Annotated in this window: 11 protein-coding genes and 2 pseudogenes; 4 read left to right on the forward strand and 9 right to left on the reverse strand. The window is 42.8% G+C overall.

Going from position 1 to position 13,134, the window contains the following annotated elements; all coding sequences use genetic code 11:
• Window positions 1-120 precede the first annotated feature (120 nt).
• The gene (locus tag A372_RS0117720) at window positions 121-1,527 is read right to left on the reverse strand and encodes an aminotransferase-like domain-containing protein (RefSeq protein ID WP_019422222.1); all 1,407 of its coding nucleotides are present in this window, start codon (window positions 1,525-1,527) and stop codon (window positions 121-123) included.
• Between the two features lie 111 nt (window positions 1,528-1,638).
• Between A372_RS0117720 and A372_RS0117725 the strand changes: the two genes are divergently transcribed.
• Complete coding sequence (locus tag A372_RS0117725) at window positions 1,639-2,574, forward strand: DMT family transporter (protein ID WP_019422223.1); 936 nt, start codon at window positions 1,639-1,641, stop codon at window positions 2,572-2,574.
• A 645-nt stretch (window positions 2,575-3,219) separates the two neighbouring features.
• Here the strand turns inward: A372_RS0117725 and A372_RS34205 are convergent.
• On the reverse strand, window positions 3,220-3,819 hold the full coding sequence (locus A372_RS34205) for an MFS transporter (RefSeq protein ID WP_019422224.1): 600 nt from the start codon (window positions 3,817-3,819) through the stop codon (window positions 3,220-3,222).
• Window positions 3,820-4,136: 317 nt separating this feature from the next.
• Between A372_RS34205 and A372_RS0117735 the strand changes: the two genes are divergently transcribed.
• Together A372_RS0117735 and A372_RS0117740 are read left to right on the forward strand one after the other, a co-directional pair.
• Window positions 4,137-5,318 (forward strand): multidrug effflux MFS transporter, encoded by a 1,182-nt coding sequence (locus A372_RS0117735; RefSeq protein ID WP_019422225.1) that lies wholly within the window; start codon window positions 4,137-4,139, stop codon window positions 5,316-5,318.
• 20 nt (window positions 5,319-5,338) lie between these two features.
• Window positions 5,339-5,647: a hypothetical protein gene (locus tag A372_RS0117740; RefSeq protein ID WP_019422226.1), complete on the forward strand. Its 309-nt coding sequence runs from the start codon at window positions 5,339-5,341 to the stop codon at window positions 5,645-5,647.
• Window positions 5,648-5,672: 25 nt separating this feature from the next.
• Here A372_RS0117740 and A372_RS36495 read toward each other — a convergent pair.
• The 4 genes and pseudogenes from A372_RS36495 to A372_RS0117760 all read right to left on the reverse strand — a co-directional run.
• A pseudogene (locus A372_RS36495) lies at window positions 5,673-6,158 on the reverse strand (aminoglycoside phosphotransferase family protein); the annotation flags it as partial.
• A gap of 216 nt (window positions 6,159-6,374) precedes the next feature.
• A complete protein-coding gene (locus tag A372_RS0117750) occupies window positions 6,375-7,241 on the reverse strand; it encodes an NmrA family NAD(P)-binding protein (protein ID WP_019422228.1) in 867 nt (288 codons plus the stop codon).
• On the reverse strand, window positions 7,238-7,648 hold the full coding sequence (locus tag A372_RS0117755; RefSeq protein ID WP_237728557.1) for a hypothetical protein: 411 nt from the start codon (window positions 7,646-7,648) through the stop codon (window positions 7,238-7,240). Before A372_RS0117755 ends, A372_RS0117750 begins: the two co-directional genes overlap by 4 nt.
• A 201-nt stretch (window positions 7,649-7,849) precedes the next feature.
• Window positions 7,850-8,413, reverse strand: coding sequence for a MarR family winged helix-turn-helix transcriptional regulator (locus A372_RS0117760; RefSeq protein ID WP_019422230.1), 564 nt, complete (start codon window positions 8,411-8,413; stop codon window positions 7,850-7,852).
• Between the two features lie 555 nt (window positions 8,414-8,968).
• Between A372_RS0117760 and A372_RS34215 the strand changes: the two are divergent.
• Window positions 8,969-9,169: pseudogene (locus A372_RS34215) on the forward strand (ABC transporter ATP-binding protein); the annotation flags it as partial.
• A 68-nt stretch (window positions 9,170-9,237) separates the two neighbouring features.
• Here the strand turns inward: A372_RS34215 and A372_RS0117765 are convergent.
• The 3 genes from A372_RS0117765 to A372_RS0117780 form a co-directional block, all read right to left on the reverse strand.
• The gene (locus A372_RS0117765; RefSeq protein ID WP_019422232.1) at window positions 9,238-10,344 is read right to left on the reverse strand and encodes a DUF3626 domain-containing protein; all 1,107 of its coding nucleotides are present in this window, start codon (window positions 10,342-10,344) and stop codon (window positions 9,238-9,240) included.
• Between the two features lie 130 nt (window positions 10,345-10,474).
• The gene (locus A372_RS0117770; protein ID WP_019422233.1) at window positions 10,475-11,128 is read right to left on the reverse strand and encodes a FusB/FusC family EF-G-binding protein; all 654 of its coding nucleotides are present in this window, start codon (window positions 11,126-11,128) and stop codon (window positions 10,475-10,477) included.
• Between the two features lie 789 nt (window positions 11,129-11,917).
• The gene (locus A372_RS0117780) at window positions 11,918-12,862 is read right to left on the reverse strand and encodes a GNAT family N-acetyltransferase (protein ID WP_019422234.1); all 945 of its coding nucleotides are present in this window, start codon (window positions 12,860-12,862) and stop codon (window positions 11,918-11,920) included.
• Between the last annotated feature and the right edge of the window lie 272 nt (window positions 12,863-13,134).

Raw genomic sequence — 13,134 nt, forward strand, 5'->3', positions numbered from 1 at the left:
TAATGATATGGGGCTGGTTCTACTTCATTAATAGACCAAAACAAAAGTGCTGCATTCTACTGATGAAACGTATCTATCTACGTTATTTTGCAGCTTCTAAATGTTAAACCATCTCGTATTTCACCGTTCCTTGATACGTTGTGCGATTTCTGCAAGCTGTTGAACTCCAGCACGTATTTGCTCTTCATTCACGAATGAATAGCTCAGTCTGATCCAAGACTGCATCTCATCGAGCGGATCGCAAATTTGACCAGGAACGAAGGAAATAGATTGTCGAAAGCTCTCGTTTAATAATGTTCTCGCTGGAACCGTATCCGGCAGTTGGAGCCATATATTGAGTCCCCCTTTTGGAGTGATCCATTTCCAGTCGATAGGCGCCAATGCCAATTCCTCCTTCATGATGTCTCTTCTGATTTGTAGCGCAATTCGCAATTTTTCCAAATGTTGCTGCATCCGTTCAGATTGAAAGTAATGCACAAATATTTTTTGAGTGACTAGCGGCGTTCCGTTGTCAGCCAGCGATTTGGCCGTTATCAGAGGTTCTATCACGGACTTGCGGCCAAATACGGCGCATATTCGCAAGCCTGGCGCCACATACTTACTGAAACTTCGGAGATATACAACCCATCCTTCTGTATCGTAAGTGAATAAAGGCTGCGGTGGACGTTCATCAAAGTACATGTCGTGAAACGCATCATCTTCAATTAGTAAACAACGATACCGTTCGGCCAACTCTACAAGCTGCTTACGTTGAGTGGTCGGTAATGTATACCCCGTTGGATTATGGAAAGTAGGATTCATATAAAAGAACCGTGGTCGATGCTGCTTCATCAACAATTCGACCATGTTCAAATCATAGCCTTCCGGAGAAAAATCCACAGGAATCAATCTGGCGCCCTGCCCTCGGAATACATCAATCGCAGCGCTGTATGTCGGCCGTTCCACCAAAATCGCATCCATTGGTCTTATGAATATTCTAGAAAGCAAGTCGATCGCCTGCTGCGCCCCCGTCGTTATCAACACCTCGCTTATATTTAGATGAACCCGGTAATGACGTATGATGTACTGACAGAGGACATCACGCAGCTCTTCATCCCCTTGCGGGGTGGAATAAGTCCCCATCAACTTAGGGTAGATGTCAAAAACCTTCTTCACATACTCAGATAGAAATAGATTTGGCAACAAATTCGGATCAATCAGTGCTTGGGAAAATTGATAAGCAGCCGTTACCCTGTGAATATCGGACAACTTGCTATTCAGGTGCACAGCAGAAGATTCGATAGACTCGTTTACATCACGCTCGTAGAGGTTAGGTAGCGAATTCTCAGGACTAACATAATAACCAGACTTCTCCTTGACATAGGCTTTTCCGTTCTGTTTCAACAATTGGTAGGCTTTGAACACCGTCAGTCGATTGATGCCCAACTCCAGAGCGAGCAGTCGAATTGAAGGAAGCTTATCATGTACGTTCCAATCTCCGCGCTCAATTCTCGTCATGATGTGATCGTATACTTGTTTAAAAAGCATGCAAGCCGCCCCCTTTTTGCTTATTGTACACTAACCATTTCTAATCTGTTCTATTTGTATTCATCTGTTCTATACCCATCCGTGTATGATCATTCATAAAGGGGGAGAATCATGATTATCTTTAATTATTTACTCGTATGTCTCGTGTTTGGCACTACATTTTTAGCCATTAAGATCGGTGTTGACGCCTCTGCACCGCCGTTTTTATCTTCGGGCATAAGGTTTTTCGTCGCGGGCCTGCTTTTATTCGGATGGATGATATGGAGGAAAAAAGCAAGCTTCTCTCTCCTTCTGCGCAAAGAAATGCTGCTTACAGGAATCGGTCTGACTTTTGGCACCTTTGCACCCTTGTATTGGGGTGAACAATATGTTGCGTCCGGAATCGCAGCGGTATTTTCGGCTACTGCTCCGATTCTGATCCTTTTGCTGCAAATGATCATAATGCGTCAGACACCAAGCCGTCGCTCTTTAATAGGCTGCATCGTCGGATTTATTGGCGTGATCCTTATTATTCTGCCTGCTATTACGTTATCAGCAAGTATGTGGCTGCTCATCGGAAGCCTTGTGATTTTGATTGGTGAATTGTTCTATTCATGTGGCGCCATTTATTCAAAACAAGTTACAAAACGTTTCCCGGAGGCATCGCCAATAGCGCTTAACGCCGCTCAGATGATGTATGGAGGAGCACTATTACTCATGCTGTCTGCATGCACAGAACATTGGTACTTTAAGAGCTTACTGTCGGCGGACGTGATCGGCTCAATGCTCTATCTGATTGTCATCGGTTCGATGATTGGGCATAGTCTATTCTATTGGCTAGTCGCCAAGACAACCCCTGTCTTTGCCTCGACCTGGCTGTACGTGTCACCGTTGATTGCTCTCACGATTGGGGTCTTGCTCTACGGGGAAGCTATTACTTGGGTAACAGTGGTCGGAGCAGCTACGATTATCGTTGGTACTGTTCTTGTTAATTATGAAAGCTTAAAGCAACTGTTTCAGAAGCCGCAGAGGGAAATCACACAACTCCAAGAGGCGCACTCCAATTAGGTAAATGATTGAGTGTGCGACAAACAAAGTCAAACAAATAAGACGTTAGAGACCGTAGGTTCAACCCTCGGCTTCTAACGTCTTGATTTTCATCTTCATTGGTGGTTGTCTCCAGGTACGGGATAATATATCTTTTGCTTGATGAAGGCATTGGATATCGTCGACTGTCAGCTTTGATTTGGCTTGTTGCCTTTTCTCAAATGAATCCGTTGAAGATGCCCTGCATTGCATTTAGACCAATGAAAATAATCTATGTTTTTATATTCAGAACATGTAGCAACAAGTTCCGATTGTCATCAAGATAAGTTCATTTTATACTAACAAAGAATCTTGCAAATAGAAAAAACTTTTTGCCTAGGGAAAAAGTTTGGTTGTAAAAATGGTTATAGGGTTGCATGATTTACAAATAATGAGTTAACAAGGCCCGCCTCTGTAGTGCAATTCATTTATTTAATCTGTCTTAAAGCTCCCCTGCCAACGCAGCAATGATTGCAAACGGAAGATGTCTATCCACTTGGTAAAGACTCGTGCTAAGAATGGGAGCAATCACAGCGGAGATACCTTGAACCGATCCCACCCCGAACAAAAAGAATGCGATGTAATAGCTGATCAAGCTAATGACGAACAAAAAGAGCGCCATACTGATCAGGAAGCAGCGATCCAACCAGAAGCAGTTGTTTGGAGAACTAGTACAACGACAAATGCAATGAGCGGCAGCAAAGCTCCAATGTAAAGGGGCCAGCTCAGTCCGATCAAGGCAAACACGCCGGCTATTGCAGGTCCAAGCACGAGGCCAAGTCCATTGGCGGCGCCAATGAAAGCCATGCCTGCAGAACGGTCTTTTTCATCTGTGACGTCCGCCATATACGCTTGTGCCGACGACGGAACGGCTGGAATAAACAGACCGACCATAGCGCGTGCTGCAATGAGCAATCCGACTAAAAGTCCGCCTTTAATGAGCCCATTCAGTCCTGCATACATCGTCGCCGTAAACAGAATGTAGCTCACAAACATTCCTATGAAGCCAATTAAAATGACAGGCTTTCTTCCTTTCACATCACTTAGTCTTCCCCACACCGGCGCCATTAGCGCCATAGCGATAGAGCCTAAAGAGATAATTAAGCCCGAGTGGGTTTCGCTTAACCCCAATTCACGAATGAGCGGAGGCATGACAGGAGCTATAATCATCAATGCAACCATCGCAACAAAAACACTAAAAAATATACTGAATCGAATTCTAGCCATCTTCACATTTTCCCCTTTCGCAGCATCTTCTTGTGACGCTTTACTTTATTGAATGTTAAGAGAAAAACGTGTGCCCTGCTACCTTGAAACGGATTGTTCTTACGAAATCTCCATATATTGACTTGGACTATTCGATTTGAGAAGATATAATGTACATTACGCTTAAATCGTACACTATTAACCCTCCTATAAAACTTTCAAAGGATTTATAAAAAAAGTGATGACCTATAATCGAATTGCAATAATGAAGCCCCCGTTTCCCTAGCTAAGCTTATATTGTTCGGAGTCATATAAGCTTGTAGGAGGGCGAAAATAAAGTGAAAAAAAAGGTAGTACCATCTTTGCTGTTAATGATCGTGCTTGTGGCCTTTCCGCAAATCAGCGAGACCATTTACACACCTTCATTACCTGATATTTCTATGGCGCTTGGTGTCTCAAATAGTTCTGTACAGTTAACATTGAGCATTTACTTTATCGGTTTTGCTTTGGGTGTTTTCTGTTGGGGATGGTTATCCGATTATACTGGGCGGAGACCAGCTATGCTGGGAGGTCTCGTTTTATACGGACTTGGTAGTTTAATGTGCTATTTCTCAGCATCTATTGAATTCCTTTTGTTAAGCCGTTTTGTTCAAGCATTTGGTGCCGCGACAGGTTCAATCATTACACAAACGATTCTGCGAGAAAGTGTATCAGGCAATCAACGGCATGCTATGTTTGCACAAATATCTGCTGTAATCGCATTTACTCCCGCAGTCGGGCCGCTCATTGGCGGCTGGGTTGATCAAGCTCTTGGCTTCAGGGCTGTTTTCTTTACACTTGTTATCCTGAGTGTAATATTGTTTGTCTATGCTCTATTAAAGTTGCCGGAAACAGCAGATGTTACGAAGAGAAAAAAGGTTGCCATTGCATCGACTGCAAAGAAAATGCTGTTGTCACCACGTGTAATCGTCTTCGGAACATTGATTGGCGGAATAAATGGGGTTATTTTCAGTTACTATGCCGAAGCCCCATTTTTATTTATTGAGCACTTTCATGTTTCACCAGGGGTTTATGGTTTCTTTGGCATCATTGTGGCTCTAGCATCGATTGTTGGTGCAATGTTCTCCAAAAAATTATTGACCATTTATGCACCTGAGAAGATCATTCATATTGGTCTTCTAGTGATGTCTGCTGGAGCATTGGTTCTTACAGTTGCAAGTGCGTTTGACACAATGCCGAAGATCATGGCCATTGCTAGTATTTTATTTACCATGTTTATTATGCTTATGGGAGCAGGCATCGCATTACCTAACTGTTTAAGTCTTTCACTCGTCGGTTTTCACGATGTTGTTGGAACCGCTGGGGCGATATTTAGCTTAGGTTATTACTTGTTGGTTAGCTTAATGACATGGGGAATGAGTGTTCTTCACAATGGTTCACTGATGACGATGCCAGTATATTTCCTTGTCATAAGTTGTGGAATGTGGCTTCTTGGTAAGAATTTTATTAAAACTGAATAACTTGTTTTGAGAAGTAACTTATGCAAGGAGAATTAAAACGGGGCTTTAGAAATAACAAAAAAGCAGCATTTATCATAGTGCTGCTTTTTTTGCATGAAGATAAAACTTGCAAGGAATTCCTTAACTCTGTTTTCATGCCTTCGAGCAATTTGTATAAATTTGAAGATAATATGCGTATCAATCCGATCCGAACCCCAGGAGTTGTAGCTTTGACCTCCATTACCGAACCAATCAGTCTCGACCAATTCTTCCATCTTTGGCTGTTCGCTAAAGCAAGCGCCTCAACAGTAAAGCCACCTATACGCATGGATACGTGCTGGGGCACCTGATTGTTCCGCGGGCATAACAGCAACGCTATTTTCTGTAATTGATATAATTATCTTTGTACCAATGAGGTATGGTTGTTTGAAAATAATCGTAATCCTTAAATGTATGTACACAACGTTGTTGCATATTCTTTACTTCATCTTTATCTACAAATTTTTCTGCCCAATTGATTAAGCTTAGTGCTGAATGTGCTACATAAACAGCAACAACATCCCAAAATTGTGCTGGTGGTTGGTTATCGAAATAACCATCAATTTGTCCAATTGAAAAAGGAATGCTTACCTCAACATTAAAACTTTGCATTTTATAGAAATCTTCATAGCGGTCACCACAATTCCATCTGTTAAAGTCAATCACACCTACCCTATTATTGTCTGAATGTATTAAATTGCCGACATGAAAATCTCCGTGCTTATATACTGGCGGCAAAGGGTTTATTTTATGAATATGATTCCGCACATAATCTATTGCAAAGCTATCATTTTCTACACGAACAGAACTGCTTTCGTACTTTTCTAATTTACGGAGTTTATGTTCTTTCTAACCCTCCTTAATTTCTTTAATGATATGCCAACTTTGAAACTCCGGTATATCTTTTAAGTCTATGTTCATTTTGTGCCCCCTGGTATAATATAGATATTTTATTTATTGTTTTTATCATGCAAACTTCATAACGATCTCGATTCACAAATCACTTACTCATATTATTTCATTCATCTGGCGAGACTCCTACCGGTAACTTTCTACATATTCATGCAGAAAAGCGTCTAGCGTCCGGGGCTCTCTGCCAAGCAAACACTTCACAGTGTCCGTAGGCTTCTCTGGAATCGCTATGGACATGGCTTGAATTTCCACGACGTGATTCGCGAGCCAGGACGGCATGTGTCGATGTTCGATTAGATCGCGACGCTGTGCTTTAAGGTCCATGTTGATGTAGCGGATCGGCCGATCCAGCAAGGCAGACAGTTTATCTGCAATCTGCGGATAGCTGATAACTTCCGAGCCGGTAAGCGTGTATACTTGGCCTGCCTTCTCACGGTTAGTCAGAACCTCTGCGGCGACATCTGCGATATCTCGGCAATCGATAAAGTTACATGCCGCATCGCCCATTGAGCCGTAGAAAACATCTTGGGCTACGATCGTCTCTGAAAAGCGTAGTAAGTTTTGCATGAATGCATATGGGCGCAGCACAGTATGAGTGAGTCCAGATTCGTGCAGGGCGCTCTCGATTTCGTGATGCCATCTCGCTACTTCCACCGGAGCGCTTCGCTCAAAGGCCGGACTGGATATCTTCACTATATGCTCAATTCCGGCTTCGGCGGCAGTACGAATAATCGAAGTCTCCAACTCGATCTGTCTCGGACTGTTGGACATTGCAAGAAAGAGCTGGCTGGCTCCTATAAAAGCTCGGCGCAACGATTCCGGGGCGGAAGCGTCAGCCGACGCGACTTCGATAGTCGACTGGCCTAATTCACCAATTTGAAAACGCAACTTCTCAGGCTCTCTGCTCAGCGCTCGGGCGGGCACACCAAGATCAGCCAATCGTGTTAACAACGCACTTCCAATCGTACCTGTTGCTCCAATAATAACAATCATTTTCTATTCTCTCCTTGTGATAAATCATTTTTTTTGACGGAATTATGCCACCGCCATGTTATGATAGTGCTTGCAATCGTTGCAGATAACGGAAAATCGAACCATACCCGATTGAACCAGGCCAAGTGATCGTTCGGCCAAACAACGCCGAGCAAACACAATGTGACCCACGCGGAAAGTACGCCTAACGAAGCCCCCGCCAGCACGAACAGCCCCACCACGACGAAGCGATCTGCACTGATAATCCATCGTTTATGTACCCCTCGTCTCCGCAACCAAAGGCCAAGCATACAAACGGCCAGGGCCGACGTTCCCCCGATCGTGGTCAGCGCTGCGATTTGAAGTCCCCTATCGCCGGTCACCAAGCCCCCGATGCCTGCCATCGTGGCGGGGGCGACATAGGCCATTACCACTTCACGCCATAGTACAAAAAGCTTAGAATCGCAACCAGCGCCCTTGTTGTCATTAACATCTTCTGTCTTACTCGTGAATTCCATCTTGTTCACTGCTTCACTCTCATCCCTTCCTCTTTGTGATGGTTAAATCAGAAATATAATTAGGTTCCTAACTATATAAGAGTAAAAATGAGCTAGCTTAACTAGCCCATTTTACTCTTTCCTGATGTGTTCCTTTACTTTTCCCGGTTCGTCCGTAAGCGCTGAGATACCTTGGGTTACTCTGCCCAACAGGTCAAGAAATACGCTTCGTTCCTCGACACTAAGTAAGCCAACCATAGCTTCTAGCCTCGCGAAGTGCTCAGGAGCCATATCACGAAGCTTCCTCGCTCCTTGCTCCGTCAGAACGACTGATCTCTGACGGCCATCTGTTGCACTAGTTCGACGGGATACGAGACCATCTCGCTCAAGGGTGTCGATAAGACCAGTCACTGTAGCACGTGTAACCCCCAGGTGCTCAGCCAATTGCGAGGGCAACTCTTCTCCTTCGTTATCCTCAAGGTCAGCCAGTAAACGATAACGACCTGTCGACAGACCGAATCTGGAGAAATGAATCTCCGAGGCATGTCCAAGCTTGGAGCCTGCTTCCATCAGCCTGGCAGCGACGAGCACAGCCTGTGCGTCAACGTCTAGGTTATAGCGTTCAATCTGGCGCTTAGATTGTATAAGCGAGGGAGCAGCATCATTGGCATTTGGAATGATATTTTTATTGGCCATATATATAATATGGTGCCTAACTATTTTTTTGTCAATATATTTTTGATCTCATAATATCATTACGACGCAAATCCAATCCAACCACTCGCAATCGTTGCTAGTAGCCAATATCACTTCGGTCAATTCTTATACAAACGCTATCTTGCGCTGCTTCTTCTGAGCTTGTTCACGAATTCAACGTGCAAAGTATTATCTGACGAACACTAGAATATATAATATAACCCCTCTTGCATCAACCGTTGGACAGATGAAAGGAGCAAAGGTAATAAGATGTTGTTAAAGATTCTAAAGAAAGACTTTTTCAATAAAAAGAATAACTTGTTTACTACATCAAGGCCATAGTACGGTTAGTACCCTAATGTCTTTGATGGGTGCTTCCAAAATTAAGTTTGTTATCGATCCTGTTCAAGCTTACATTCTTTGCCCGCATACATTAATGATTATTGTGACGATCACAACATTAATGAGTATTGTATCCATAAAGAAATCCAGTATTGCTAAAATGAACAACATGTACTTAAAAATGTGAGTTTGCAAATTAAAAAGGGGGAATTTGCAGATATCAACCAGTCAGGAACGACGATTCTATTAGTAACACATGACGTCAAAGTCGCATCAAAAACGAAGCGTGTTCTTTTTATGTTGGATGGCAGTATTGTTGTCGAACAAAGGCTTGGAAAATATAGAAAAGAAAACAATGATAGTAAAGCGAGAGAAGAAAAACTTTCAAGATGGTTAATAAAGATGGGTTTCTGAGCATTTTACATAAAGTGAGACATCTCATTTCCACCTTCTCCTTAGCTGACGTTATTTCTCTTTTCTCATTATTTGAGTTTACTAAAGTTTCGAAGCGGCTCCCCATATCTCACTAATACATGCCACAACAGTTTCAATTCCTGAAGCACTTCCTTATAGGTTCCGCGATCACTCCAGCACACTGGATCGCGCTTCAAGTCCATTGCAGCAGCTCCAATCATGCTCACATCGATCATATTGTTTCGTGCGATACGTTGGGCCAAGGAAGGCATCGATGGACCTCTAAAGTCCGCGGGAACTTCATCTGCCAACAAAGCAAAACCCATATGCCAATAGAGATCAATTGAATATTGCAAGCATAGCTTCTCCATAATTCTTCCTGCATGAGTGCCCTTGAATGAAGGATCAGCAACTAGTACTTCCACGTCTTCTTTCAGAGAAATATCACCATGAATCTGGGCTTCAATATAGTGGTTAAGATTGCGATTGGGCTCTTTGCTTGAACGATCTGAGAACGGTCTTTCTAGATTCACCAGCATATGATCAATTAATTTACGCGGCGTCAGATTCTTTTCCCCAATCGCGAAATCTCTCGTGAAAGCATCCTTCATGAGAGCCGCTAAAATATCATCAAACTCCTCATAAGTCCCCTTCTCTATTGGGTCTTGATGCGAATCCAAATAAGTGTATGTGCAACGATGCGAGACCTCAGGATATAAGAGGAAATAACACGATCCAAATCGTGGGGCTGGTCCATCTGGATGCAGCATAAAATTCAGTGCCCCATACTTGGGGCGCTCGCTATTAGTTGTGCCCTCGAGTTGATATGCTCCTCCAAACATCCTTTTCTCCCAAAGGTCGCGTTCACCACCAGGATAAGCCGATACACTCCCATTGGATAACAACGTCTCAAACTGGCTCTTATAGATACCCTGCTCCAACAGTGCCTCAGCAACGCTTTTCATAGTCGGATCGGGTCTATCTGGATGAAAATGCAGGGCAACCCTTGTGTGCGACTTTAGCTTGTTGACGGCATCTTCAAATGTGTGCTGAGCAATATTAGACATGTGAAGAATGTCCTTAATTGCTTGCTGAGCTTCATTTTTTCGGTTTCTAGCGTACTTTGTAATATAATCTAAAGCCGATAATTGTGAGCTTGTTAGTTTCGCGGACATAAGAGCCACTCCTTTCATACCAAAATCAAATGTTCTTTCCTTTCCTCGCACCAAGACTTGAGTTCAGTGCGGTGAACAAAGAAGGCCGCCGAAATGCTTCGACGGCCTCTTGTTGTTCTATTCCAATAGATTATCCCACAACGTCATGAATAAATTTTTCCAATGCGGTGACATCCGTCATGTTCTTGTTGCAGGTGTCGCTGTTCACGCACATATAGTTGCCGATTGCCTTATAGTAATCAGGCGAAGCGTTAGCCGGTTTCCATTTCGTGATCGCCGTAAATAACGCAACCTCTTCATGCCGATTGCACAAAAAGCATATGCTTTTCTTGTTCGCCGGGGTATATCTTCCTTCGACGCCGACGAGCTGCCCGTTCAGCTGATAAACAAGGAACATTCTATTCGTTCCGATGTCGGTCCAGCCAAGATAAGTGACATAGCGGTAATCGATAGCGGCTAAACCAGGAATCTTGAGCTTTTTGTTTTTGGGGAATAGCTTTTTAAGCTGCTTATCCGTCACTTGCGCAAATTCCATCAAATAAGGCTCCAACGAAAGCAAATATTGATGGAATTCTCCTGACGTATTAAACGTCGAGATCTTCTCCAACGTTTGCTTTTCAAGCTCCATCGCTTCCGGGAACGCTTCTATAATTTTGCATTGTGCGCTATATTTTACCGATTCCACCACTTTCGGATCGGAAACGGTGTTGCAGGCATGCTGCAGCATACCCGCCTGCTTCTTAATCAAGTTATATTGATGGTTTCTAATAAATGGTTTGACCATTGCTTTTCAGCCCCTTATTTGTTATGAAAGGAAAATAAGGTGCAAAGCCCATTATTAGAAACGATATAAGCTCTCTCGGGCGACAATATCAATGATAAATGTCCAGCCCCATGCAAAGTATCGCCCCAATATTAGGCTTTGCATGAGTCGTTGCTGATTCCGGCAAAGTGAATTGCCATCTCCTGCCACCTCCCTTTTACTGATCATTATAAAATAAATCCAACCTTTGCTGCAACTTCCCACGACGATTCAGATCAAGTAGATTAGGGCGCAAGCATACCTAGCCGTCTGTTTTCAAAAAGTTTCTATGCATCTAACAAAATGTTATTTCTAACTATCAGTACCTTTATTGGACTCAGAAGCTGTTGACCGGAGGGGATTTTCACTTGAGACAGAGTGATTAAGGATATTAGAAACAGAGAAAACATTACCTGTCTGTCTTCCCCCATTCGCCCTGCAGTAGCAGTAGGTAAAGAAATTGGTGAGGTTCATGAAATAGTGGATAAGCCGATAGTAAGGGGGGATGTGAATGTGGTATATCCCAAAGCCTATCGAAAATATGACATTAGAAGTGGCGATAAAATATTTCGAGTTAGAGATGGTGAGAAACTGACTTCCTTGTTCAGTAATTAAAACAGCGCTTTAGTTGGACAAAAAAACCCCTGATTTCTCCTTGAGAGTAGTAAAATCAGGGGTTTTTATTCCGTATTTGTTGCAAACCGCACGGCAATCCACTTGAATTTTGATTGCTCGGTCTACTGCTCGGGGGTATCCCCCTTCTTCTTTACATTACCACCTAGCTGCCCATGCTTCTATTTCGACTTTGAGAGAAGGAACTGCCAATGAAGGGATGTAAGACATCGTCATCGAAGGCGCTATACCACCATGAAACTTCTCCCACACTTCATTAAAGTAATCCCAATCCACTTCTTCCGTAGCCCAAATATTAATTTTAATGATGTCATCTGCAGATACAGATTCAGCATTAAAAATACGTAATATGTTCTGAAGCGTGTTATTTATTTGCTCGTTCATATCCGACGGCAAATCTCCATTCATGTCTGTACCAACTTGACCAGAAAGAACTAACAACTCTGCTCCTTTGGGAACAGTTGTGAGATGAGTGTATGATCCGATAGGAGGGGCAACCGTCTTCGGATTTTTACGTTGGACTTTTTTAACCTCAATGCCCCTTGTTTCGTCGTTTACAATGGCTAATGTCTGATGGTCTTCCCAATGCCCATTAATTTCCACATTTTTCTTTGCTATGCCTTCTTTATGGAAACCGGATTTTAACAGAACCTTTATTGAGCCAGTGTTATGTGGCATTACCCCAGCTTCTATACGGTGAAATTTTAATTCCTGAAAGGCGTATTTTACAACGAGCTTTACAGCTTCAGTCATGTAGCCTTTCCCATTGTGGTCTTTATCCAGGAAGTAGCCGATCCAACAGCTTTGCAGGTTATCTCGTACCACTTCGGAAAGAATGACCTCACCAATTACTTGTCCTGATTTTTGTAAATAAATCAAGAATACATAACCTTTGTCTTCTTTTTTTAATTCCACTGCACTTTTAATTCTGTCTACTTGTCCTTGATACGTATAAAATGATTCCTCTCTTGAACCAGTGAATAGTTGAAAAAAATCTTTATTCTTCACTTCAATTTTTAATAGTGAATCAGCATCAGATTCCTCAACTAGTTTTACATAAATGTTTTCCGCGTTTAATTGCATTTTATCCTTCTCCTTTTTTTTACATTAAAAAACACCACAGGAATCCTGCGGTGTACACAATAAAATATGTAACCACAGGGAAGCGACCTGTGGCGTTTTTTCCACTGTATCCTAGTAAGATCACTCTAAACTAAAGGATAAGAGTCGCTAACATCCAATTTTGGACATACTTCTCCCGTGATTAGCATGATCAAAGAAAACAGCAGTAGAGTACCCTATACCCTTAGATAAAGACTCCAATGATCTTTTCTTCATTTTGGATACTCCCCCTT

The sequence above is a fragment of the Paenibacillus sp. OSY-SE genome, from assembly GCF_000283315.1.
In the GTDB taxonomy this organism is placed as follows: domain Bacteria; phylum Bacillota; class Bacilli; order Paenibacillales; family Paenibacillaceae; genus Paenibacillus_B; species Paenibacillus_B profundus.

Excerpts from the sequence above, each read along its gene's own strand:
- A372_RS0117720 (WP_019422222.1), bottom strand. The coding sequence starts at position 1,527 with ATGCTTTTTAAACAAGTATACGATCACATCATGACGAGAATTGAGCGC.
- A372_RS0117725 (WP_019422223.1), top strand. The coding sequence starts at position 1,639 with ATGATTATCTTTAATTATTTACTCGTATGTCTCGTGTTTGGCACTACA.
- A372_RS34205 (WP_019422224.1), bottom strand. The coding sequence starts at position 3,819 with ATGGCTAGAATTCGATTCAGTATATTTTTTAGTGTTTTTGTTGCGATG.
- A372_RS0117740 (WP_019422226.1), top strand. The coding sequence starts at position 5,339 with ATGCAAGGAGAATTAAAACGGGGCTTTAGAAATAACAAAAAAGCAGCA.
- A372_RS0117750 (WP_019422228.1), bottom strand. The coding sequence starts at position 7,241 with ATGATTGTTATTATTGGAGCAACAGGTACGATTGGAAGTGCGTTGTTA.
- A372_RS0117755 (WP_237728557.1), bottom strand. The coding sequence starts at position 7,648 with ATGGCCTATGTCGCCCCCGCCACGATGGCAGGCATCGGGGGCTTGGTG.
- A372_RS0117760 (WP_019422230.1), bottom strand. The coding sequence starts at position 8,413 with ATGGCCAATAAAAATATCATTCCAAATGCCAATGATGCTGCTCCCTCG.
- A372_RS0117765 (WP_019422232.1), bottom strand. The coding sequence starts at position 10,344 with ATGTCCGCGAAACTAACAAGCTCACAATTATCGGCTTTAGATTATATT.
- A372_RS0117770 (WP_019422233.1), bottom strand. The coding sequence starts at position 11,128 with ATGGTCAAACCATTTATTAGAAACCATCAATATAACTTGATTAAGAAG.
- A372_RS0117780 (WP_019422234.1), bottom strand. The coding sequence starts at position 12,862 with ATGCAATTAAACGCGGAAAACATTTATGTAAAACTAGTTGAGGAATCT.